Annotated in this window: 19 protein-coding genes; 12 read left to right on the top strand and 7 right to left on the bottom strand. The window is 64.3% G+C overall.

Annotated elements, in window-relative coordinates; translation table 11 throughout:
- Positions 1-198 precede the first annotated feature (198 nt).
- Positions 199-1,383, bottom strand: coding sequence for a UbiH/UbiF family hydroxylase (locus A5906_RS28410; RefSeq protein ID WP_080138527.1), 1,185 nt, complete (start codon positions 1,381-1,383; stop codon positions 199-201).
- Between the two features lie 87 nt (positions 1,384-1,470).
- Here A5906_RS28410 and pcsA point away from each other — a divergent pair, with 87 nt between their 5' ends.
- The 3 genes from pcsA to A5906_RS28425 all read left to right on the top strand — a co-directional run bounded on the left by pcsA (position 1,471) and on the right by A5906_RS28425 (position 4,019).
- A complete protein-coding gene (gene pcsA, locus A5906_RS28415; protein WP_080138528.1) occupies positions 1,471-2,238 on the top strand; it encodes a phosphatidylcholine synthase in 768 nt (255 codons plus the stop codon).
- Entirely contained in the window at positions 2,235-2,969 is a 735-nt protein-coding gene (locus tag A5906_RS28420) for a TerC family protein (protein ID WP_080138529.1), read from the top strand. Before pcsA ends, A5906_RS28420 begins: the two co-directional genes overlap by 4 nt.
- A 75-nt stretch (positions 2,970-3,044) precedes the next feature.
- Positions 3,045-4,019: a quinone oxidoreductase family protein gene (locus A5906_RS28425; protein WP_080138530.1), complete on the top strand. Its 975-nt coding sequence runs from the start codon at positions 3,045-3,047 to the stop codon at positions 4,017-4,019.
- 94 nt (positions 4,020-4,113) lie between these two features.
- On the opposite strand, the gene A5906_RS28430 is transcribed toward A5906_RS28425, so the two are convergent.
- The 3 genes from A5906_RS28430 to A5906_RS28440 form a co-directional block, all read right to left on the bottom strand.
- Positions 4,114-5,310, bottom strand: coding sequence for an acetylornithine transaminase (locus A5906_RS28430; protein ID WP_080138531.1), 1,197 nt, complete (start codon positions 5,308-5,310; stop codon positions 4,114-4,116).
- Positions 5,311-5,576: 266 nt separating this feature from the next.
- Positions 5,577-6,218 carry a hypothetical protein gene (locus A5906_RS28435; RefSeq protein ID WP_080138532.1) on the bottom strand — a complete coding sequence of 214 codons (642 nt, stop codon included), beginning with the start codon at positions 6,216-6,218 and terminating at the stop codon, positions 5,577-5,579.
- A gap of 113 nt (positions 6,219-6,331) precedes the next feature.
- The gene (locus A5906_RS28440; RefSeq protein WP_136615540.1) at positions 6,332-7,480 is read right to left on the bottom strand and encodes a tetratricopeptide repeat protein; all 1,149 of its coding nucleotides are present in this window, start codon (positions 7,478-7,480) and stop codon (positions 6,332-6,334) included.
- A gap of 124 nt (positions 7,481-7,604) precedes the next feature.
- Here A5906_RS28440 and A5906_RS28445 point away from each other — a divergent pair, with 124 nt between their 5' ends.
- From A5906_RS28445 to A5906_RS28455, 3 genes are all read left to right on the top strand, one after another.
- Positions 7,605-8,552 carry a hypothetical protein gene (locus A5906_RS28445; protein WP_080138533.1) on the top strand — a complete coding sequence of 316 codons (948 nt, stop codon included), beginning with the start codon at positions 7,605-7,607 and terminating at the stop codon, positions 8,550-8,552.
- A 157-nt stretch (positions 8,553-8,709) separates the two neighbouring features.
- Positions 8,710-9,141, top strand: coding sequence for a MerR family transcriptional regulator (locus tag A5906_RS28450; RefSeq protein ID WP_080138534.1), 432 nt, complete (start codon positions 8,710-8,712; stop codon positions 9,139-9,141).
- Entirely contained in the window at positions 9,074-9,493 is a 420-nt protein-coding gene (locus tag A5906_RS28455; RefSeq protein ID WP_080138535.1) for a carboxymuconolactone decarboxylase family protein, read from the top strand. Before A5906_RS28450 ends, A5906_RS28455 begins: the two co-directional genes overlap by 68 nt.
- Positions 9,494-9,572: 79 nt before the next feature.
- On the opposite strand, the gene rimO is transcribed toward A5906_RS28455, so the two are convergent.
- Positions 9,573-10,898, bottom strand: coding sequence for a 30S ribosomal protein S12 methylthiotransferase RimO (rimO, locus tag A5906_RS28460; RefSeq protein ID WP_080138536.1), 1,326 nt, complete (start codon positions 10,896-10,898; stop codon positions 9,573-9,575).
- Between the two features lie 110 nt (positions 10,899-11,008).
- Between rimO and A5906_RS28465 the strand changes: the two genes are divergently transcribed.
- The 6 genes from A5906_RS28465 to A5906_RS41800 all read left to right on the top strand — a co-directional run bounded on the left by A5906_RS28465 (position 11,009) and on the right by A5906_RS41800 (position 17,703).
- The gene (locus A5906_RS28465) at positions 11,009-11,599 is read left to right on the top strand and encodes an ANTAR domain-containing response regulator (protein ID WP_008564898.1); all 591 of its coding nucleotides are present in this window, start codon (positions 11,009-11,011) and stop codon (positions 11,597-11,599) included.
- Positions 11,596-12,759 (top strand): CmpA/NrtA family ABC transporter substrate-binding protein, encoded by a 1,164-nt coding sequence (locus A5906_RS28470; RefSeq protein WP_080138537.1) that lies wholly within the window; start codon positions 11,596-11,598, stop codon positions 12,757-12,759. Before A5906_RS28465 ends, A5906_RS28470 begins: the two co-directional genes overlap by 4 nt.
- A 336-nt stretch (positions 12,760-13,095) precedes the next feature.
- Complete coding sequence (locus A5906_RS28475; protein ID WP_080138538.1) at positions 13,096-14,874, top strand: NirA family protein; 1,779 nt, start codon at positions 13,096-13,098, stop codon at positions 14,872-14,874.
- A complete protein-coding gene (locus tag A5906_RS28480; RefSeq protein ID WP_080138539.1) occupies positions 14,871-16,478 on the top strand; it encodes a sulfite reductase subunit alpha in 1,608 nt (535 codons plus the stop codon). Before A5906_RS28475 ends, A5906_RS28480 begins: the two co-directional genes overlap by 4 nt.
- 150 nt (positions 16,479-16,628) lie before the next feature.
- Complete coding sequence (locus A5906_RS28485; RefSeq protein WP_080138540.1) at positions 16,629-17,261, top strand: glutathione S-transferase family protein; 633 nt, start codon at positions 16,629-16,631, stop codon at positions 17,259-17,261.
- Between the two features lie 289 nt (positions 17,262-17,550).
- A complete protein-coding gene (locus tag A5906_RS41800) occupies positions 17,551-17,703 on the top strand; it encodes a hypothetical protein (RefSeq protein ID WP_035666020.1) in 153 nt (50 codons plus the stop codon).
- Between the two features lie 108 nt (positions 17,704-17,811).
- Here the strand turns inward: A5906_RS41800 and A5906_RS28490 are convergent, their stop codons facing one another.
- Positions 17,812-18,582: a LamB/YcsF family protein gene (locus A5906_RS28490; protein ID WP_080138541.1), complete on the bottom strand. Its 771-nt coding sequence runs from the start codon at positions 18,580-18,582 to the stop codon at positions 17,812-17,814.
- Positions 18,583-18,614: 32 nt separating this feature from the next.
- Positions 18,615-19,518: 5-oxoprolinase subunit C family protein (locus tag A5906_RS28495; protein WP_245326951.1), on the bottom strand; the 904-nt coding region annotated here is incomplete at its 5' end.

The raw sequence follows: 19,518 nt of genomic DNA on the forward strand, positions 1-19,518 counted from the left end.
GGCGCTTGGAAAGGACTGGGGCTCGGCTACGGCTGGCACGCGCGTCAAGTTCGCGCCGAATACGACCGCCTTCGCGGCGCTCTATTCTCAATTCGGCCAGGACAATGTCGCCACCTACGGTGCGCAGTTCGGACTGAACGTTGCGTTCCAGCCCTCCATGACCGTCGCCAGATAACGAGGCGGAGCCCGTCCGTCGGGCTACCGCCGCCAGGTCGGCGTCAGGCCCTCGCGCATGGCAAAACGCCGGAGCGGGCCGATGGCGCCGAGCAGGTGCATGCCGACGGCGCGGACAGGCTGGAGCGGCAGGAAATCGTTGAGCAGTGAGCGGTTGGCGATGTCGATCGCAAAAGTCCGGCTCAGGATGTCGGGCCGCCGGGCGCGGTCGTAGCGATTGAGCACGACGTCCGCGCCGGGATCCTGGCCAGCCGCAATAGCCTCGCCCGCGAGCCGCGCGATGTCCGCGGCATCACGCAGGCCGAGATTGAGGCCCTGGGCGCCGATTGGCGGCACCACATGGGCGGCTTCGCCGACCAGTGCGATGCGGTCGCGGCCGAAGGATTTTGGACGCTCGATCGCCAGCGGAAACAGGTTGCGGCCGGGCTCGACCGTCATGCGTCCCAGGATCGAATGCGACTGCTTCTCGATCGCGGCGGATAGCTCCTCGTCGGATAGGCCGCGCAGCCGCTCGGCCTCCGCGGGCGCCGAGACCCAGACGATGCTGGAGCGGTCGCCCGGCAGGGGCACGAACACGCAAGGCCCGTGCGGCGTGTGGAACTCCGTCGAGACGTTGCGATGCGGCCGCCCATGGCCGACGTTGAAGGTCAGCGCGGTCTGTGCCAGCTCGCGCCGCGCGACCGTGATGCCGGCGGCCTCCCGGCACAGCGAATGTCGCCCGTCGGCGCCGACCACGAGCTGGGCCGTCAGGAATTGTGCGGAGGCGGTGCGGATCGCGACATCGTCGGCTTCGATCACGACGCTTTCGGCCTCGTCGTCGAAACGGACGATCCCGGATAGCTCTGCCGCGCGCTCTTCCAGGGCCAGCATCAGCGAGCGGTTGTCGATGTTGTAGCCGAAGGCGTCGAGCCCGATTTCGTGACAGGAGAAACGGACCTCCGGGCTGCGGAACAGGCGGCCGGTGTCGTCGACAAGCCGCATGACCTCGAGCGCGGCTGCCTTGTCCCGGCAGCGCGGCCAGATGTCGAGGCTCTCCAGCAGATCGACGGATGCACCCAGAAGCGCGGTGGTGCGATTGTCGGCATAGGGCAGACGCCGTGCCACCAGCGCGGTCCGTGCTCCGGCCTGTGCCAGTGCGATTGCCGCTGCGAGCCCGGCCGGTCCGCCGCCGATCACGGCTGCGTCAAAATGTGTCGATGCGTCGGTCATGGAACGACATTTGACACGCCCCGCGACAAATTCAAGCCCACCTATATTTCCCTGATTTTGTGACGAATTGTGCGTCCGGGCGCCGCAATGGCTTATGTGCAAATCGCCCCCGTTCTGATAGCAGGAGCCATGGATATTCAGCAGGATTCCCTGAAGCCGAGACCGGCGGTCCGCGCTGCGGCCTTCTCGGTGCATATCTTCACCGCGTTCGGCGCGGCGATCGCGCTGCTCGCGATGCTGGAAGCCGTGCGTGAGCACTGGGCGGCGATGTTTCAATGGCTGGGCGTCGCGCTGATCATCGATGCGATCGACGGTCCGATCGCGCGTCGCCTCGACGTCAAGAACGTGCAGCCGAACTGGTCGGGCGACGTGCTCGATCTCGTGGTCGACTTCGTCACCTATGTGTTCGTGCCGGCCTATGCGATCGTGGCGAGCGGCTTGCTGCTGCCGGTCGCGGCGCCCTTGCTCGGCATCGCCATCATCGTCACCAGCGCACTATATTTCGCCGATCTGCGCATGAAGGCGGACGACAATCATTTCCGCGGTTTCCCGGCGCTGTGGAATGCGGCGGCTTTCTACCTGTTCCTGCTGCACTGGTCGCCGCTGTGGTCCACGCTGCTGGTCGCGGCGCTGGTGGTCCTGACCTTCGTGCCGTTCCATGTGCTGCATCCGGTCCGCGTCGTGCGGCTGCGCTGGCTGACGATGTCGCTGATCGCGATCTGGGCGCTGCTGTCCCTCTACACGCTGGAGATGGACTTTCACGTCGGTATCGGCGTGACGGCCGCGCTGTGCGCGATCGCGCTCTGGATCAGCTTCAGCGACGCCTTGATCCGCCTCGCAAGATCCTTCGCATGATGCACCTGATCACCAGTCCGGAGGCGTGGGCCGCGCTCCTCACCTTGACCTCGCTCGAGATCGTGCTCGGCATCGACAACGTCATCTTCCTGTCGGTGATCGTCTCGCGCATCCCGGAGCAACAGGCCAACCGCGCCCGCCAGATCGGACTCGCGCTGGCGCTGGTCTTCCGCATCATTCTGCTCAGCGTGCTGGTCTGGCTGATCGGCCTGACCGCGCCGGTGTTCTCGGCTGCAGGTTATGACTTCTCCTGGCGCGACCTGATCCTGATCGGCGGCGGCCTGTTCCTGATCGCGAAGGCCACGCACGAGATCCACGCCGAGGTCGAGGCCGACGACGACGAGGGCGATGAGAAGTCCGGCGGCAGCGCCTTCTTCTGGGTGATCGTCCAGATCGTGATCATCGACATCGTGTTCTCACTGGACTCGATCATCACCGCGATCGGCATGGCACAGGATATCGAGATCATGATCGCGGCCGTCGTGATCGCCTGCCTGATCATGTACATTTCGTCCGGGCCGGTGTCGCGATTCGTCGCCGAACATCCGACCACGAAAATGCTGGCGCTGGCCTTCCTGGTGCTGATCGGCGTCGCGCTGGTCGCGGACGGATTCCACTTCCACATTCCGCGCGGCTATATCTATTTCGCAATTGCGTTCTCGGCGGCGGTGGAGTTCTTCAACGTGCTGGCCAAGCGTAATCGTAAGAAGGCGAGCAAGCCGTCGGCCTAGCTTTCCCGTGGGCGTTGAGTTGACAAGGCGGGCGCGATGTCTTTCGCTCCGCCTTGGAGAAGAGGAGGTCAGGCGATGACCAAAGCCATTCGTGTGCACAAGGTCGGAGGCCCCGAAGCCCTGGTCTATGAGAGCGTCGAGGTGCCGGCGCCGGGCCCCGGCGAGGTGCGCATCCGCCAGCATGCGGTCGGCCTGAACTTCATCGACGTCTATTACCGCACCGGCCTCTATAAGGCGCCGGGGCTGCCCTTCATCGCCGGCAACGAGGCCTCCGGCGAGGTCGTCGCGGTCGGGCCGGGCGTCACGCATTTCCATCCCGGCGACCGCGTCGCCTACTATCACAATCTCGGCGCCTATACCGGCGAGCGCAACCTTCCCTGGGAGAAGCTGGTCAAGCTGCCCGACCACATCACCCACGAGCAGGGCGCCGTGCTGATGCTGAAGGGGCTGACGGTCTGGTATCTCCTGCACAAGACCTTCAAGGTCGAGCCGCATCATCGCGTGCTGATCCATGCCGCCGCCGGCGGCATCGGCCTGCTCGCATGCCAATGGGCGAGGGCGCTCGGGGCCCATGTCATCGGCACGGTCGGCTCGCGCGAGAAGGCTGAGCTCGCCGAGGCCAATGGCTGCGACCACGTCATCCTCTACAACGAGGAGGACTTCGTCGCCCGCGTCAAGCAGATCAGCCGCAACGAGGGCTGCGACGTCGTCTATGACGGCGTCGGCAAGGCGACGTTCCCGGGCTCGCTGTCCTGCCTGAAGCCGCGCGGCATGTTCGTCTCCTTCGGCAATGCCTCGGGGCCCGTGCCGCCGTTCTCGATTGCCGAGCTCAACAATCACGGTTCGCTGTTTGCGACGCGGCCCAAGCTCAACGACTACATCGGCACGCGCAAGGAGCTGCTGGAGGGCGCCGACACGCTGTTCGCCGCCGTCATCAACGGCAAGCTCCACGTGCCGATCAACCACGCCTACGCGCTGAAAGACGCCGCCAAGGCGCATATCGATCTCGAGAGCCGCAAGACGACGGGTGCATCGATTTTGAAGCCGTAGCGTCTCGTCATTGCGAGCGAAGCGAAGCAATCCAGAATCTTTCCTCGGAGGCAGTCTGGGTTGCTTCGTCGCAAGGGCTCCTCGCAATGACGCTTTAAGCCACCCGTCTCGCCGCGCCTGCCTTGATCAAGATGCCGTCGAGACAATCGATCATCTCGGCGATCTCCGCCTTGGCGACATTCAGCGCCGGCATGAAGCGCAAGCTGTCGACCTGCGGCGCGTTCAGCAGCACGCCGGCTTCGAACGCTTGCGCGACGATCGCGGGCGCGATCGGCAGCTTGAGGTCGAGTGCCAGCAGAAGCCCGCGCCCCCGCACGCCGCCGAGGCCGTGCCGGGCCGAAACCTTCTGCAGCTCGCTTTCGAGCAGCAGGCCGGTCTCCGCGACTGACTTCAGGAAGTCGGGCTTGGAGATCTCCTCCAGCACCGCGAGCCCCGCCGCGCACATGATCGGGTTGCCGTTGAACGTGCCGCCCTGGTCGCCGTGCTCGAAGCAGGAGGCGCGTTCGGTCGCAAGCAACGCCGCGAGCGGCACACCGCCGCCGATGCCTTTGCCGAGCGTCATGATGTCGGGCGCGATGCCCGTGTGCTCATAGTGGAAGAGCTTTCCGGTCCGGCCCATGCCGGTCTGGATCTCGTCAAAGATGAGCAGCAGACCGTGCGCCTTGGTCAGCGCGCGCAACTCCTTCAGGAACGCATCGGTCGCGGGCCACACGCCGGATTCACCCTGGATCGGCTCGAGCATCACAGCAACCGTGTTGGCGTTGATGAGCGTCTCGACCGATGCGATGTCGTTCAGCTTCGCCTTCTTGAAGCCTGATACTTTCGGCTCGAACAGCGGCTCGAACGCCTTTTTGCCCGAGGCCGACATCGTTGCCAGCGTCCTTCCGTGGAAGCCGCCTTCGAAGCTGATAATCTCGAACGCGCCGTTCCTGTGCAGGCTGCCATATTTGCGCGCGAGCTTGATCGCGCCCTCATTGGCTTCCGCACCCGAGTTGGCGAAGAACACCTGGTCGAACGCGCTGTTCTCGACCAGCGCCTGCGCCAGCTTGAGGCTCGGCTCGTTGTAGAAGGCCGGGCTCGGCGTGAACAGCCGCTTGGCCTGAGCTGCGAGCGCATCGGCGATCGCGGGCGGGGAGTGGCCGAGGCAGTTGACGGCCCAGCCCTGCACGAAATCGAGATAGCGCTTGCGGCCGTCGTCCCAGAGGTACGAGCCCGCGCCGCGGACGAACACGGCCTTGGGCCGTGCGGTAATGTCCATCAGCGCGTCATACGGATGAGTGGCGGTGGTCATGTCGAACTCCTCTGGAGGCGGGTGGAAAAGGCGCGCGAAAAGCAAGAAGGCCGCACTTTGCGGGTGCGGCCTTCTCGAAAACTGTGCTGATTTCAGGCGATCAGCGGCGTCGTCGGACATGGCGCAACCCATCATCGTCGCGGGTGCGACGACGGAAAGCTGCGCGGCGGTGGGTCCGAGAGTTGATCATGGGGCGCGTCCCTACAGCCGAATGGCAGGCCTTGTCAAGCAAGCGTTTTACAAGTTGCCCGCCGAGCGTGCACCGGTCAGGTCAGGTGTGGGGCTTCCTCGGCGTCGTCGCCGCCCCAGTCCGCATCGGCAATCGAGGCGTCGATGAGCTCGCCACGCATCAGCTTGAACGGCGAATTCCAGTACAACGCGATGTTGTGGAAGGGGTCGGTCAGCACCTTGAACACCCAGACAAGGCCCGTCGTGACGTCGCGCGTTGCGAACAGCTGGAGCATGCGGGCAAGCCCTCCGCCGATCCCAATCGCGAGCCAGAGCGCACCGACATGGCGGACGAAGTCGAAGCGGTCGGTGGGAAGATCGAACAGGCCGAACAAGGTCGGGAAGACATAGAGCGCAATCGGCGCGCTGCCCCAGACCAGCAGCAGGAGGATCTTGCGGGTCTGGTTGTAGCCGACCTTGACCGCTTCCTTGTAGTCGTTGCTGACGTCGTTGACGGAATCATAGCCGTTCGGCTCGAAGAAGAAGTGCCCGGTTTGCCGCGTCAGCATCGCCAGCCAGCCGATGAGACCCGCGATTGCGGGGTCCTTGAACAGCAGCGCGTAGCAGCCCAGGAAAATCACAGCGCTGACGAGGTGCAGAGTCTGGTTGACGGTGCTCTGGTGGTAGAAGCGGTAATCGTCGAAGCGCTGCGTGCGCAGCATGTCTGACAGGCGGCTCATCCAAAATCCTCACTCGCGTTGAAAGGCGCGCGAGAATTAGGACGAGTCCGTGACCCCTGCGTGAATGCACTATAGTGTCACATTGCTCGCGCCCGCAGAGCGGCGCGAGAGGTTTACTCCACACCGTAACGCGCGAACACGTCGGCGATGCCGGCGTTGATCTCTTTCGCGGCCGCGATGTCGCGTTCGGCGCCCTCGTTGTCGCCCTTCTTTCGCTTCGCAAGCCCACGGCCGTAAAGTGAACTGTCGAACTGCGGCCTGGTCCGCAGCGCAGCGTCATAGTCGGCAATCGCCGCGTCGAGATTGCCGAGTTTGAGATAGGTGAGGGCGCGGCTGTCGAGCGTATCAGGGGCGTTGGGCTGCATCCGCAGCGACTGCTCGCAATCGGCCAGCGCCTCCTGCAAACGTCCGAGGATCGCGCGCGTCATGCAGCGCGAATTGAACACGCTGGAATAGATCGGATTGGCCTTGATCGCGCGGTCGTAATCTTCCAGCGCCAGCGCGTAATCATGCGTCTCGAAATACATGCTCGCGCGAGCATAGGCGTCGAGGTCGTTGTTCGGAGAGAGTCGAAGCGACCTGTCGAAATCGGCCAGCGCGCGGGCACGGTCGCCGCGGTCACGATAGATGCGTGCACGATTGCCATAGGCCTGGCCGTAATTCGGGTCGAGCTTGATCGACATGTCGAGATCGGCGATCGCGCGATCGGCCTCGTCGTGCTCACGATAGGTCGAGCCGCGGTTGTAATAGGCGAGCGCGAATTTTGGATCGAGTTTGATGGCCTGATCGTAATCGGCGATCCCATGCGCGTAATCGTCCTTGCCGATGTAGGAATTGCCGCGGTTGTTGTAGTAGAGCGGATCACGGGGCTTGAGCCGGATCGCGCTCGTGTAGTCGGCGATGGCGTGGTCGCGATCGCGCAGATCGTCATAGACGATGCCGCGATTGTACCAGGCGATGGCGTCCTTGGGATCGAGATCGATGGCGCGGTTGAGATCGGACAGAGCCCGCTCCATCTCCCCCTTGCGCCGGAAGATTTCGCCGCGATTGGCCAGCGCCCGCGCATGGGATGGGTTGGTTCTCAGCACCGCCGAGCAACCCGCGAGGCGTTGCCCGTCGCTGACCTCGTCGGTGCCGAAGCACCATTGCCGCGCCTGCGCGGGCGATGGGGATTGGGCCGCGGCGGGAAGCGCGAGCAGGATCAATGCTGTGCCAATCGCGTACAGCCCGCTCCGGATACCAACCTTGTGATTGTATTTCATCGATCACCGCGCAGAAACCATTGAGTCTCTAGCGCGTTTGTGATCAACGGACGCCAATTGGTTCGAACCGAACACGACTCGGTTCAGACCAAGGGGGACGGGACCAACCAGACAGTTTTCAGCCTTGTCCGATACCGCTTACCCGATTGATCTCGATAGCATTCGTGGCGCGTTTCCGCCGGGGATCGAAGCGCCGCCGCTGCTGGTCGACTTTGCCGCATGGCTCGAGGGGCGCCCCTGGGGCAGCGTCGGCTGCTTCTCCCTGCAGGGCCAGTTCTCCGATTCCGCGCCGATCGTCGACGGTAGTCCGTTGCGCGACCGGTTTTCACTGTTCATGCGCTTGCCTGACGGCTCGGCCGTCGGCGGCTGGTATGGCGCCGGCCTCGACCGCGACAACCCGCCGATCGTCGGACTGGGATCGGAGGGCGACTACGAGCTGCTTGCACCGAGCCTCGATGGGCTGCTCACCAAGCTGACGTCGCAGCAATTCGACAAGGCCTGGAGCGATCTCAAGCCGCACGAGGAGGTCGAGAGCCAGACGGTCGAGCTTGCGCAATGGCTCGCCGGACGTCTGGCAGGCGAAGCGGCTGCGCCGGAGGACGGCGCATCGGTGTTGCCTGATTTCCGCGGCTTCGTGGAGAAATGGAGCCGGGATCGCGAGGACTATTGGGCCAACCACCGGCTGATGGCCGAGCTTGGCTGGCGGCTTGCCGCCCATCTGCCGAAGAGCAAGAATCCCTGGGACAGGACTCGTTTCGAGATCGCGATCGTCGGCAGCCAATACCAGGCCCGCGTACTGACGCGCGGACCGCAGCCATTCGAGGAAGCTTCCGCGATAGAATCGCTGCTGCGGGATCTGCGCGAGGAGATGCGCCGCGCGCAGCCGGAGCTTGGCCTGTGGTACGTGATGAATTTCGGCCTCTATGCCGATGGCCGCATCATGCCGAGCTTCGAATATGATCTGCGTCCGACCATCGATGGCGAGCCGGCGCGGCTGTCTGAGGCGAAGGCCGATCTCGCCCGCGCACCAAGACCTGAGCGCTGGGTGCCGAAATGGCTGGCGGCATGCTGAAGCTCGGAATCCCGCGATGGTGGCGCCCAGCCGGCGCGCCGAAATCTTCGGCTGTCGTGCCAACTTGACCTCGCGGGAGCGGCACCTTCGATCCCCCTTGACTTAGAGTGCGCTCGAAGGGGTATCTGTATGTGCGTCAGTACGAGAACGGGCACACATGAAGATCGGCGACCTCGCAAAACGAACCGGCTTGTCGACTCACACTTTGCGTTATTATGAGCGCATCGGCCTGCTGCCATACGCAGACCGGGATCGTTCCGGCCAGCGCGACTTTGACGCATCGATCCTCACATGGATCACATTCATCGGTCGGCTCAAGACCACGGGAATGCCGATCCGGGACATGTTGCGTTATGCGGCGCTTCGCGATGAAGGCGAAGCCACCGGGCCAGCCCGGCGGCAGATGCTGGAAATCCACCGGAAACAGGTCCGCACGCAGATTGCCGAACTCCAGGAGTGCCTGCTCGTCCTTGATACCAAGATCGCCGGCTATGCCGGCGACGAACAGAGGACGAAGAAAAATGACGCACGCCCAAACACAAGCCGAAAGCCGCTTCGATCGCGGCCAGCGGGCCCTGTCACGCATTGACGGCCGTGCCGGCGAAAAGGTCGTCGCCTCACTCGCCGACATTGCTCCGGATTTCGCACGATACGTGATCGAGTTTCCCTTCGGCGACATTTACAGCCGCCCGGACCTCGGCCTGCGCGATCGAGAGATCGCGACGATCGCCGCGCTGACGGCGCTCGGAAATGCCGCGCCTCAGCTCAAAGTGCATATCGAGGCGGGTCTGAACGTCGGGCTGTCTCGCGACGAGATCGTGGAGATCATCATGCAGATGGCGGTCTATGCGGGCTTCCCGGCGGCAGTGAACGGGTTGTTCGCGGCCAAGGAGGTGTTTTCCGCGCATGACGGACGGCAGGCATCAGGAGAAGTGGCATGACGAAGTGCGCCGATCTCGCCCGCGCATCCAGGCCGGGGCGTTGCGCGCCGAAATGGCAGGGCAGGCGGCGTCGTGAACTTCAAAATCCGGCGACGCTGCCGTGCAGATCGTATTGGTCCGCACGCTCGATCTTCGCGGTGACGATCTCGCCGACGCGCAGGGGGCGGCGGCTCGACAGGTAGACCGCGCCGTCGATCTCCGGGGCATCGGCTTTCGAGCGGCCCTTGGCGACGGTCGGGCCGACCTCGTCGATGATGATCTGCTGGCGCGTGCCGACCTTGCGCTTCAGCCGGCGCGCGGAGATCTTCTGCTGGCGGGCCATCAGCGCGTTGTAGCGCTCCTGCTTGACCTCTTCCGGCACCGGATTCTCGATCGCATTCGATGTCGCGCCCGCAACCGGCTCATACTTGAAGCAGCCGACGCGGTCGATCTCGGCCTCATCAAGCCAGTCGAGCAGATAGGCGAAGTCCGCATCGGTCTCGCCAGGGAAGCCGACGATGAAGGTCGAGCGCAAAGCGAGATCGGGGCATTCCTCGCGCCAGCGCTTGATCCGCGCCAGTGTCTTGTCCTGCGCCGCCGGACGCTTCATCGCCTTCAGCACCTCGGGGCTCGCGTGCTGGAACGGGATGTCGAGATAGGGCAGCACCTTGCCCTCGTTCATCAGCGCGATGACCTCGTCGACATGCGGGTAGGGGTAGACATATTGCAGCCGCACCCAGGCACCTAACTCACCGAGCTCGCGCGCGAGGTCGAGGAATTTGGCGCGGACCTGGCGGTCCTTCCACGGGCTCTCGGCATATTTCAGATCGACGCCATAGGCCGAGGTGTCCTGCGAGATCACCAAGAGCTCCTTGACGCCGGCGCCGACCAGGCGCTCGGCTTCGCGCAGCACGTCGTTGGCCGGGCGCGAGACGAGGTCGCCGCGCAGCTTTGGGATGATGCAGAAGGTGCAGCGGTTGTTGCAGCCTTCCGAGATCTTCAAATAGGCGTAGTGGCGCGGCGTCAGCTTGATGCCCTGCGGCGGCACCAGGTCGAGGTGCGGATTGTGGGCGGGCGGCAGCGCACGATGCACGGCGTCCAGCACGCTTTCGTACTGCTGCGGGCCGGTTATGGAGAGCACGCCGGGATAGGCCTGCTCGATCTGCTCGGGTTCCGCGCCCATGCAGCCTGTCACGATCACCTTGCCATTCTCGGCCATGGCCTCGCCGATCGCCGACAGCGATTCCTGCTTGGCGCTGTCGAGGAAGCCGCAGGTGTTGACGATGACGATGTCGGCCCCGTCATGCTTGCGGGCGAGCTCGTAGCCTTCCGCGCGCAGGCGCGTGATGATGCGCTCGGAATCCACCAATGCCTTGGGACACCCGAGTGACACGAAGCTGACCTTGGGCGCAGCCGTCTGATCCATATCCGATCTGCCTGATTGACAGGCCTGAGCTAGTCCCAATTGCCCATAATTACAACCCTTTGCATGGCCCTCCAGCGTGCTATGGATGAACCACCTGCCGTGAGTGAGCCATGAGCGCCGAACAGTCGCCCAAAATCGTGATTGTCGACGAGAGCCCGATCCGGGCTGCGATCCTCGAGGAAGGATTGCGGGAGGCCGGGTTCACCCAGGTCGTCCATATCCGCGAGATGCAGAGCCTGCTCGCCCGTATTTATGCGGTGGACCCCGACATCATCCTGATCGATCTGGAGAACCCCAGCCGCGACGTGCTGGAGGCGATGTTCCAGGTCAGCCGCGCCGTGAAGCGGCCGATCGCGATGTTTGTGGACCAGAGCGATTCAGCCTCGATCCAGGCTTCAGTGGAGGCGGGGGTGTCGGCCTACATCGTCGACGGGCTGAAGAAGGAGCGCATCAAGCCGATCCTCGACCTCTGCGTGTCCCGTTTCAACGCCTTCGCCAAACTCCAGGAGGAGCTCGAACGCACCAAGTCGCAGCTCGAGGACCGCAAGATCATCGAACGCGCCAAGGGCATCCTGATGAAGGTGAAGGGCCTCACCGAGGACGAGGCCTACGTGCTGCTGCGCTCGACTGCGATGCGCGAGAAGAAGAAAATCGGCGAGATCGCCCAGTCGATCATCACCGCATCGGAGATGCTGAAATGACTGGACCGCTCCGCATCGGGTTCATCCCGCTGGTCGATGCCGCAGCCCTGATCGTCGCCGTCGACAAGGGTTTTGCCGCCGCCGAAGGGCTCGAGGTCGAGCTAGTGCGCGAGGTCTCCTGGTCCAACGTGCGCGACAAGCTCAATATCGGCCTGTTCGATGCCGCGCACCTGCTGGCGCCGGTCGCGATCGCGTCCTCGCTCGGGCTCGGCCACGTCAAGGTGCCGATCGCAGCGCCCTTCAATCTCGGCATCAACGGCAATGCGATCACGGTGTCGCCGACGCTCCATGCGGCGCTGATCGAAGAGATCGACGGCGACCGTTTTGATCCGATGGCCACGGCGAAAGCGCTGGCGAAAGTGGTCGCCAAGCGTCGCAAGGCAGGCGCGGAGCCTTTGACCTTCGGCATGACCTTCCCGTTCTCGACCCATAATTATCAGCTGCGGTTCTGGATGGCGGCGGCCGGCGTCGATCCCGACGAGGACGTCCGCCTCGTCGTTCTGCCGCCGCCCTATATGGTCGAGAGTCTCAAGAGCGGCCATGTCGATGCGTTCTGCGTCGGGGCGCCCTGGAATTCGGTCGCCGTCGATCTCGGCATCGGTCACATCCTGCATTTCGTCTCCGACATCCTCGTGCGCGCCGCTGAAAAGGTGCTGGCCGTCCGTCAGGTCTGGGCCGACAAGAATCCGGACGTGGTGGCAGCCCTGGTGCGTGCGGCCGTGAAGGGCGCCGAGTTCATCGAGCAGCCCGCGAGCCTCACCGAGGCGGCGCAGATACTCGCCCAGCCCGAGCGGATCGGCGTCGATGCCGAGGTCATCCAGCGCACCCTGACGGGACGCCTGAAGATCTCGCCCGACGGCACCATCCGCGAGAGCGGCCGCTACCTGCTGGTCGGACGCGAAGGGGCAGGGCGTCCCGATCCGGTCCAGGCCGCCTGGGCCTACGCCCAGATGGTACGCTGGGGGCAGACGGCACTGACGCCCGACGGGGTCAAGACGGCCATGGCCGTGTTCAGGCCCGATCTCTACGACGCAGCCGTCGGCGGCCAGCCGCCCGCTGAGGCGCCCGCGCCATTTGGCGCGTTCGCCGGACCCGTCTTCGATCCCGACAACATCCGGGGGCACCTCGAGGCCTTCGAGGTCGGCCGCTGGAAGGCCTGATTCGCTCCTGCATCGTTTTTGGGCGATGAGCAGCAGTGGCTATATTTTGGGCCGAGTGCTCGAATTTCGTTTGAGTTCCGGGCCTGTACCTTTCCGGAGCTGCCCGTACTCCATTGAAACATAGAGATTTTCTCTTTCGCAAAAGCTGGCACGCAACTTGTATGTTGCACTGCGGCCAGCTTGTCATTGGTGCCTGCTGAGCCAAGTCCCACAGCAACGAAGCTGATTGGACCGTCGGGTAGCGAAGCAGGCGTACGCCGCCAGCTGAGTGTCCCGCGGGTCGCGCAATTTTCCGTCGATGCCACCGAGGTGGCCGCAGGAGCTTCGTTACCGACCATGAAAATCGATACGGTCTCAGTCGACTTTACCGACGAGCAGAAACGCTATCTCGAAGGCTTCACGACCGGCCTGCAGATCAGCCGCGTCGGTCGCGGCCTTGGTGCCGGCGGCAAGGCGAATGCCGAGCCTGTTGGTCCCGACGCCGTGCACATCAAGGCACAGGACAAGGTCATCGCAGCGGGCAAGAAGCTCGCCGACCAGGAGAAGTTCAAGCGCGACGAGCATCCCTTCGATGCCTATCCGCGCCTGCGCCAGCAGGCGCTCGACAACACCCCGCCGAGCCCTGCGGACAATTTCCGCTGGCGCTATTACGGCATCTTCTACGTCGCGCCGACGCAGGACTCCTACATGTGCCGCCTGCGCATCCCGAACGGCATCATGAAGCACTGGCAGCTGTCTGGCCTTGCCGATCTCGCCGACGAGCTCTGCGGTCCCTACAGCCATGTCACGACCCGCGCCAATCTCCAGCTGCGCGAGATTCCGCCGAAGCACGCGATCCGAATGATCGAAGGCATCCAGGATCTCGGCCTGTGCTCGCGCGGCTCGGGTGCCGACAACATCCGCAACGTGACCGGAACGCCGACCGCCGGCATCGATCCGCAGGAAATCATCGATACGCGGCCCTATGCCCGCGAGTGGCACTACCACATCCTCAACGACCGCTCGCTCTACGGCTTGCCGCGCAAGTTCAACGTCGCCTTCGACGGTGCCGGCAAGGTCGCGGTGCTGGAAGAGACCAACGATATCGCCTTTACCGCCTACGAGGTGAAGGACGGTTTCGGTGTCGAACCCGGAGTCTGGTTCCGGCTCGGCCTCGGCGGCATCACCGGCCACAAGGACTTTGCGAAATATTCAGGCATCATCGTCAAACCGGAGCAGGCGACCGCCGTCGCGGACGCCATCGTGCGCGTCTTCATCGACCATGGCGACCGCACCAACCGCAACAAGGCGCGATTGAAATACGTGCTCGACGCGATGGGCCATGATGGCTTTCTCAAGCTGGTCGAAGAGCGGCTGAAGGCGCCTTTCGCGCGTGTCCCGGAAGAAGCCTTCGTGCCGCGGACCGGGGCCGACCGCATGGCCCATATCGGCGTGCACAAGCAGAAGCAGGACGGCCTCAACTGGATCGGCGTGGCGCTAACGCTTGGCAAGCTCAGCTGTGACCAGATGCGCGGCCTTGCCAAGGTTTCGCGCGACCTCGGCGACGGCGAGATCCGCCTGACGGTCTGGCAGAACCTTTTGATCTCGGGCGTGCGCGACGAGAATGTCGAGCTCGCCATTGCCGCGATCAAGCAGATCGGGCTCGCGGTCGAGGCCTCGCACATCCGCGCCGGCCTGATCGCCTGCACCGGCAATGCCGGATGCCGCTTCGCGGCGTCCAACACCAAGCGCAATGCCGCCGAGATCGGCGATTGGTGCGAGCCGCGCGTCGCCATGGACAAGCCGGTCAACATCCATCTGACGGGTTGCCATCATTCCTGCGCGCAGCATTACATCAGCGACATCGGACTGATCGGGGCGCGGGTGCCGATCAATGAGGAGGACACGGTCGAGGGCTATCACCTCTTCACCGGCGGCGGGTTCGGTCCCGACGCCGATGTCGGGCAGGAGGTCTACCATGACCTCAAGGCCGAGGACGCGCCGAAGACGGTCGAGGCGCTGCTCAAGGCTTATCTCGCCCATCGCGCCTCGCCGGATGAAACCTTCCTCTCCTTTGCGCGCCGCCATGACGGCGAAACGTTGCGCAAGCTTGCCGATGCACAGGTGTCCGCATGAACCAGATCACGCCTCCGCCGAAACTCGACATCATTCCCGCCAGCGCGCCGTTCTCCGACGCGCAGCGCTCCTGGCTGAACGGCTTCTTTGCCGGATTGCTCTCGCCCGACGTGGCAACGCCGCTATCGGCAGAGCAGGGCGCGGCCGTCATGCAGGCCGGAGACGGCGACGACGGCGACGCGCCATGGCACGACCAGACCATGCCGATCGCCGACCGCATGAAGCTCGCCGAGGGCCGTCCCCTGCGCCGCAAGATGATGGCGGCGATGGCGCAGCAGGATTGCGGCCAGTGCGGCTACAATTGCCACGACTATTCGGAGGCGATCGCGAGCCGCAGCGAAGCGCGGCTCAATCTCTGCGTCCCCGGCGGCAAGGAAACCGCGCGGATGCTGAAGTCGCTGTACGAGGAGCTGGACAAGGCGCCGGCGGCGAAAGCACCCGAGAAGACCGACGCGGTTGCCGCGCCCGCGGTGACCGTGACCATCGCCGAGCCCGGCCGTTCGCGCGACAATCCAACTGAAGCGACCTTCCTGTCGCGTCGTCTCCTCAACAAGGGGAAGTCGGAGAAGGAAACCTATCACATCGAGTTCGATCTCTCCGCGAGCAAGCTCGACTACGTGGTCGGAGATTCCTTCGGCGTGTTTGCGCGCAACGATGTCGGTCTCGTCGACCAGATCATCGCGCTGCTCGGCGCCTCCCACACCACCAAGGTCAACGGCAAGACGCTGCGCGAGGTGCTGATCGACGACGTCTCGCTGTCGCCGGCACCCGACTCGCTGTTCGAGCTGATCTCCTTCATCACCGGCGGCGCGCAGCGCGAGAAGGCGCGGGCGCTGGCGCAGGGCGAGGATCCCGATGGCGATGCCGCGACCCTCGACGTGATGGCGGCGCTGCAGAAGTTTTCCGGCACTCGGCCGCATCCGGAAGCCTTCGTCGAGGCGCTGGAGCCGCTCCAGCCGCGGCTCTATTCGATCTCGTCCTCGCACAATGCGACGCCGGGAAAGCTGTCGCTGACGGTCGATTCCGTGCGTTACGTGATCGGCAAGCGCAAGCGCGTCGGCGTTGCCTCGACCTTCCTCGGCGAGCGCATCAATGAGGGCGAGAAGCTCAAGGTCTATGTGCAGAAGGCGCACAATTTCGGCCTGCCGCAGGATCCGAAGACGCCGATCATCATGGTCGGCCCCGGCACAGGCATCGCGCCGTTCCGCGCCTTCCTGCTCGATCGCAAGGCGACCGGCGCTCCCGGCAAGAACTGGCTGTTCTTCGGCCACCAGCGCAGCGATTGCGATTTCTTCTACCAGGAAGAACTCAATGCGATGAAGACGTCGGGCCAATTGACGCGCCTGTCGCTGGCCTGGTCGCGCGACGGCGAGAAGAAGTTCTATGTGCAGGACCGCATGCGCGAGGTCGGCCGCGAATTGTGGACCTGGCTTGCCGAGGGCGCCCATTTCTACATCTGTGGCGATGCCAAGCGCATGGCCAAGGACGTCGAGCGCGCGCTGGTCGACATCGTCGCCCAGTTCGGCGCGCGCTCGACCGACGAGGCCGTCAGTTTCGTCGCCGAGCTCAAGAAGACCGGCCGCTTCCAGGCTGACGTGTACTAGGTCGCGAACCCCTAAAATGGCAAGGTTCGCGCGGCAGGATGACGAATATGCGCCAAGTCTCGAGGGCATGATGCGCCATCGATAGTTGATTGCGCGACGGGCTTACCTCTGCGAGTTAGTATATCTGGCTCAATCCGGGAACGCTCAGCTATGCTCACCGTCTATGGCGAAGGTCGTGTGGTGTGGCTACTTGAGGAGCTGGGATTGGCTTATCGGCTGCACCCGGTCGATCTGCTGGCAGCCGAGCTTGATCGCGAGTTCCTCGCAATCAACCCCGCCGGCTTCATTCCCGCACTGCAGGACGGCGAAACGATCATGGTCGAATCGATCGCGATTCTCGAGTACCTGCTTGCCCGCCATGGCTCAGGTTTGCTTGCCGTCGCCCCGGACGATCCCGCCTTCGCCTCCTATCTGCAATTTCTCCACTTGGGCGAGGCCGGACTCGCCGGACCGATGAACGCCGTCCTGGTCGGTCGTCAACTTGCTCCCGAAGCCGAGCGAAATGCCCGCGTGACCCGCTGGGCACGGGAGACCTTCGAGAGCCGGCTGGGGTTGGTGATCCGCCGCCTCGCGGATTGCCCCTATCTCGCCGGTGACAGATTCACAGCTGCCGATATCTCGGTGAGCTACGCACTCCTGCTCGGCCTGCGAACTGGCAACTACGTCCCCGGTTCGACCGAACGAGACTATCTCGCCCGCACGACGGCACGCCCTGCCTACGCCCGAGCGATGGAAAGCTGCCAAGCCACCAAGGCTTGGGCGGCGAGATCACCGGGATTGTAGGGCTCGCTTCATCGGCCGATCGGCGCAAACGTCCGGGGGCGCAGCTGCCGGGCGTCACGCTGAGGCCGGCCTCTGACACCTCAATCCGGCTGTCATCCCATCGTCATTCATCCTGGTTCCTGCTGCCTCGGACTTTAACGAATAAGATTCTCGGAACCTGCGGGTGAGGAGAATTTACACCTGCGATGGGGTGCCTTCAGAGAACCCTCATCGCTATTTCCGCCGCCGTCTTGCCTCCCGCCAGGGTTGATCCTTCATACTCCCGCAAATGGGGCGTTGGAGATCGACCATGCGCGAACTATCGGCGGAAGCCAGACTGCACTTCTACGCGCGCTCGCTCTCGCGTCGAACCGGGGCGAGCGCTCATCATCTGGCGCTCTACAGCGCGTTTGCCGTGATCGCGGCGATCGTCTTCGGCACGCTGTCGGTGCATCCGTTCTGAATGGTCGTTCCGGCGCGGCGAAGCCGAACCTGGAACCTCAAGATTCTCAGGTGCGCAATTGCGCACCATAGTCTGATGCTTCGCATCATCCTGGAATGACGACAATCCTCACGCCCCGCGCTTGAACGGCGCGACCTCGATCCCCGCATCCTTCAGCGCCTGACGCAAGGTCCGTGCGATCTCCACGGCGCCGTGCGTATCGCCATGGATGCACACCGTATCCGTCCGCATCTTGATGACCTTGCCGGTCACCGACACCACCGCGCCGTCCTGCACCATGCGCACCACGCGCTCGGCGATCGCCTTGGCATCGTGCAGCACCGCGCCGGGCTTCTTGCGGGAGACGAGGTTGCCGTCGTCCTCATAGGCGCGGTCGGCGAACACCTCGTGCACCATCGGCAAATTGGCGTCCTCGCCGGCCTTCACCAACTTCGAATTGGCGAGCACGACGAAGATCAGGCTCGGGTCGACCGCCCTAATGCCGGCGGCGATCGCCTTCGCGGTCATGTCGTCCTCGCAGGCGACGTTGGAGAGCGCACCATGCGCCTTCACATGGGTGACCTTGTGTCCGGCCGCGGTCGCGATCGCCTGCAGCGCGCCAATCTGGTAGGCGACGAGGTTCTCGATCTCGGAAGCCTTGAGCCCAGCGATCGGATGCCGGCCGAAGCCGTGCAAATCGCGATAGCCGGGATGCGCGCCGACCGAGACGCCGCGCGCCTTCGCCAGCTCCACGGTACGCCGCATGATGTCGGGATCGCCGGCATGGAAGCCGCAGGCGACGTTGACCGAGCTTGCCAGCTCGATCATCGCGGCGTCGTTGCCCATCTCCCACGCGCCAAACCCTTCGCCGAGGTCGCAATTGAGATCGATGGTCTTCATGGGTTGCTCTCCGCTTCTGGTCTTCCTGCCGCCTACGGTTCCGCCGTGACCTGCCACGTTCCGGCATCGACCGCGCTCACCGCGTAGCCGGCAACGTTAGCATCGCTGAGCGCCTCGATGTTGAGCTCGACAATGTCGGAGGAGCGCAGGCGCTCCGGCAGGCTGCGGATCAATTGGGCGAATTTGCGCGCCTCGTCCTGCGCTTCCGCCATGCTGACCTGCTTGAAGTGGAACGCGGTTCCCGCCGAGGTCTGCGCCAGGCGGCCGACATCGGCCGTGATCACGGTGGCGATCTTCGGATAGCCACCGGAGGTGCCGCGGTCCATCATCAGCACGATCGGTGCGCCGTTGCCGGGCACCTGGATGCTGCCGTTGACCGTACCGTCGGAGACGATGTTGTGGCCGTGCAGGTGCTTGATCGCGGGGCCTTCGAGCCGGTAGCCCATACGGTCCGATGTTGCCGAGATCTTCCACTCGCTATCCAGGAACAGCGCCTTGTTGGCATCATCGAACTCATCGTCCTGCGGTCCCAGCAGCACGCGGATCGGACCTGTCGCGGGCTTCGGCAATTCGATCCGCAGCTCGGGCGCGCCGCTCGCGGCATCGACGTTGAACTCGTCGCCGGCCTGGAGCGGGCGCGGGTAGGGGCTGCCGAGGCCGGCGCGGGCGTTCACCGCGAGGCTGCCGAACACCAGCTCGCCTTTGATACTGCCCTCGATCGCCAGATACGTGAATGCCCCGCCGCGGGCAAACCCGAGCGTCAGCGTCTCGCCGTCCTTCAGCGTCACCGACGTGTCCATCGCCACCGGTTTCCCGGTGACATCGGCATTGCGCGGCGCGCCGGCAATCCCGACGCGCACGGCGCCGTCACGCGCGGTGAACGTCGCGCCGAACGGGCCGATCTCGACAGCCGCCGCGAGCGGCTCGTTGCCGACC

The sequence above is a fragment of the Bradyrhizobium sacchari genome (assembly GCF_002068095.1).
GTDB classification, from domain to species: domain Bacteria; phylum Pseudomonadota; class Alphaproteobacteria; order Rhizobiales; family Xanthobacteraceae; genus Bradyrhizobium; species Bradyrhizobium sacchari.

Bases quoted from the DNA above. Each gene is read 5' to 3' on its own strand.
- A5906_RS28420 (WP_080138529.1), top strand. From the start codon at position 2,235: ATGATGCACCTGATCACCAGTCCGGAGGCGTGGGCCGCGCTCCTCACC.
- A5906_RS28480 (WP_080138539.1), top strand. From the start codon at position 14,871: ATGAACCAGATCACGCCTCCGCCGAAACTCGACATCATTCCCGCCAGC.
- A5906_RS28490 (WP_080138541.1), bottom strand. From the start codon at position 18,582: ATGAAGACCATCGATCTCAATTGCGACCTCGGCGAAGGGTTTGGCGCG.
- A5906_RS28465 (WP_008564898.1), top strand. From the start codon at position 11,009: ATGAGCGCCGAACAGTCGCCCAAAATCGTGATTGTCGACGAGAGCCCG.
- pcsA (WP_080138528.1), top strand. From the start codon at position 1,471: ATGGCTTATGTGCAAATCGCCCCCGTTCTGATAGCAGGAGCCATGGAT.
- A5906_RS28425 (WP_080138530.1), top strand. From the start codon at position 3,045: ATGACCAAAGCCATTCGTGTGCACAAGGTCGGAGGCCCCGAAGCCCTG.
- rimO (WP_080138536.1), bottom strand. From the start codon at position 10,898: ATGGATCAGACGGCTGCGCCCAAGGTCAGCTTCGTGTCACTCGGGTGT.
- A5906_RS28470 (WP_080138537.1), top strand. From the start codon at position 11,596: ATGACTGGACCGCTCCGCATCGGGTTCATCCCGCTGGTCGATGCCGCA.
- A5906_RS28450 (WP_080138534.1), top strand. From the start codon at position 8,710: ATGAAGATCGGCGACCTCGCAAAACGAACCGGCTTGTCGACTCACACT.
- A5906_RS28475 (WP_080138538.1), top strand. From the start codon at position 13,096: ATGAAAATCGATACGGTCTCAGTCGACTTTACCGACGAGCAGAAACGC.
- A5906_RS28455 (WP_080138535.1), top strand. From the start codon at position 9,074: ATGACGCACGCCCAAACACAAGCCGAAAGCCGCTTCGATCGCGGCCAG.
- A5906_RS28410 (WP_080138527.1), bottom strand. From the start codon at position 1,383: ATGACCGACGCATCGACACATTTTGACGCAGCCGTGATCGGCGGCGGA.
- A5906_RS28485 (WP_080138540.1), top strand. From the start codon at position 16,629: ATGCTCACCGTCTATGGCGAAGGTCGTGTGGTGTGGCTACTTGAGGAG.
- A5906_RS28440 (WP_136615540.1), bottom strand. From the start codon at position 7,480: ATGAAATACAATCACAAGGTTGGTATCCGGAGCGGGCTGTACGCGATT.
- A5906_RS28435 (WP_080138532.1), bottom strand. From the start codon at position 6,218: ATGAGCCGCCTGTCAGACATGCTGCGCACGCAGCGCTTCGACGATTAC.
- A5906_RS41800 (WP_035666020.1), top strand. From the start codon at position 17,551: ATGCGCGAACTATCGGCGGAAGCCAGACTGCACTTCTACGCGCGCTCG.
- A5906_RS28430 (WP_080138531.1), bottom strand. From the start codon at position 5,310: ATGACCACCGCCACTCATCCGTATGACGCGCTGATGGACATTACCGCA.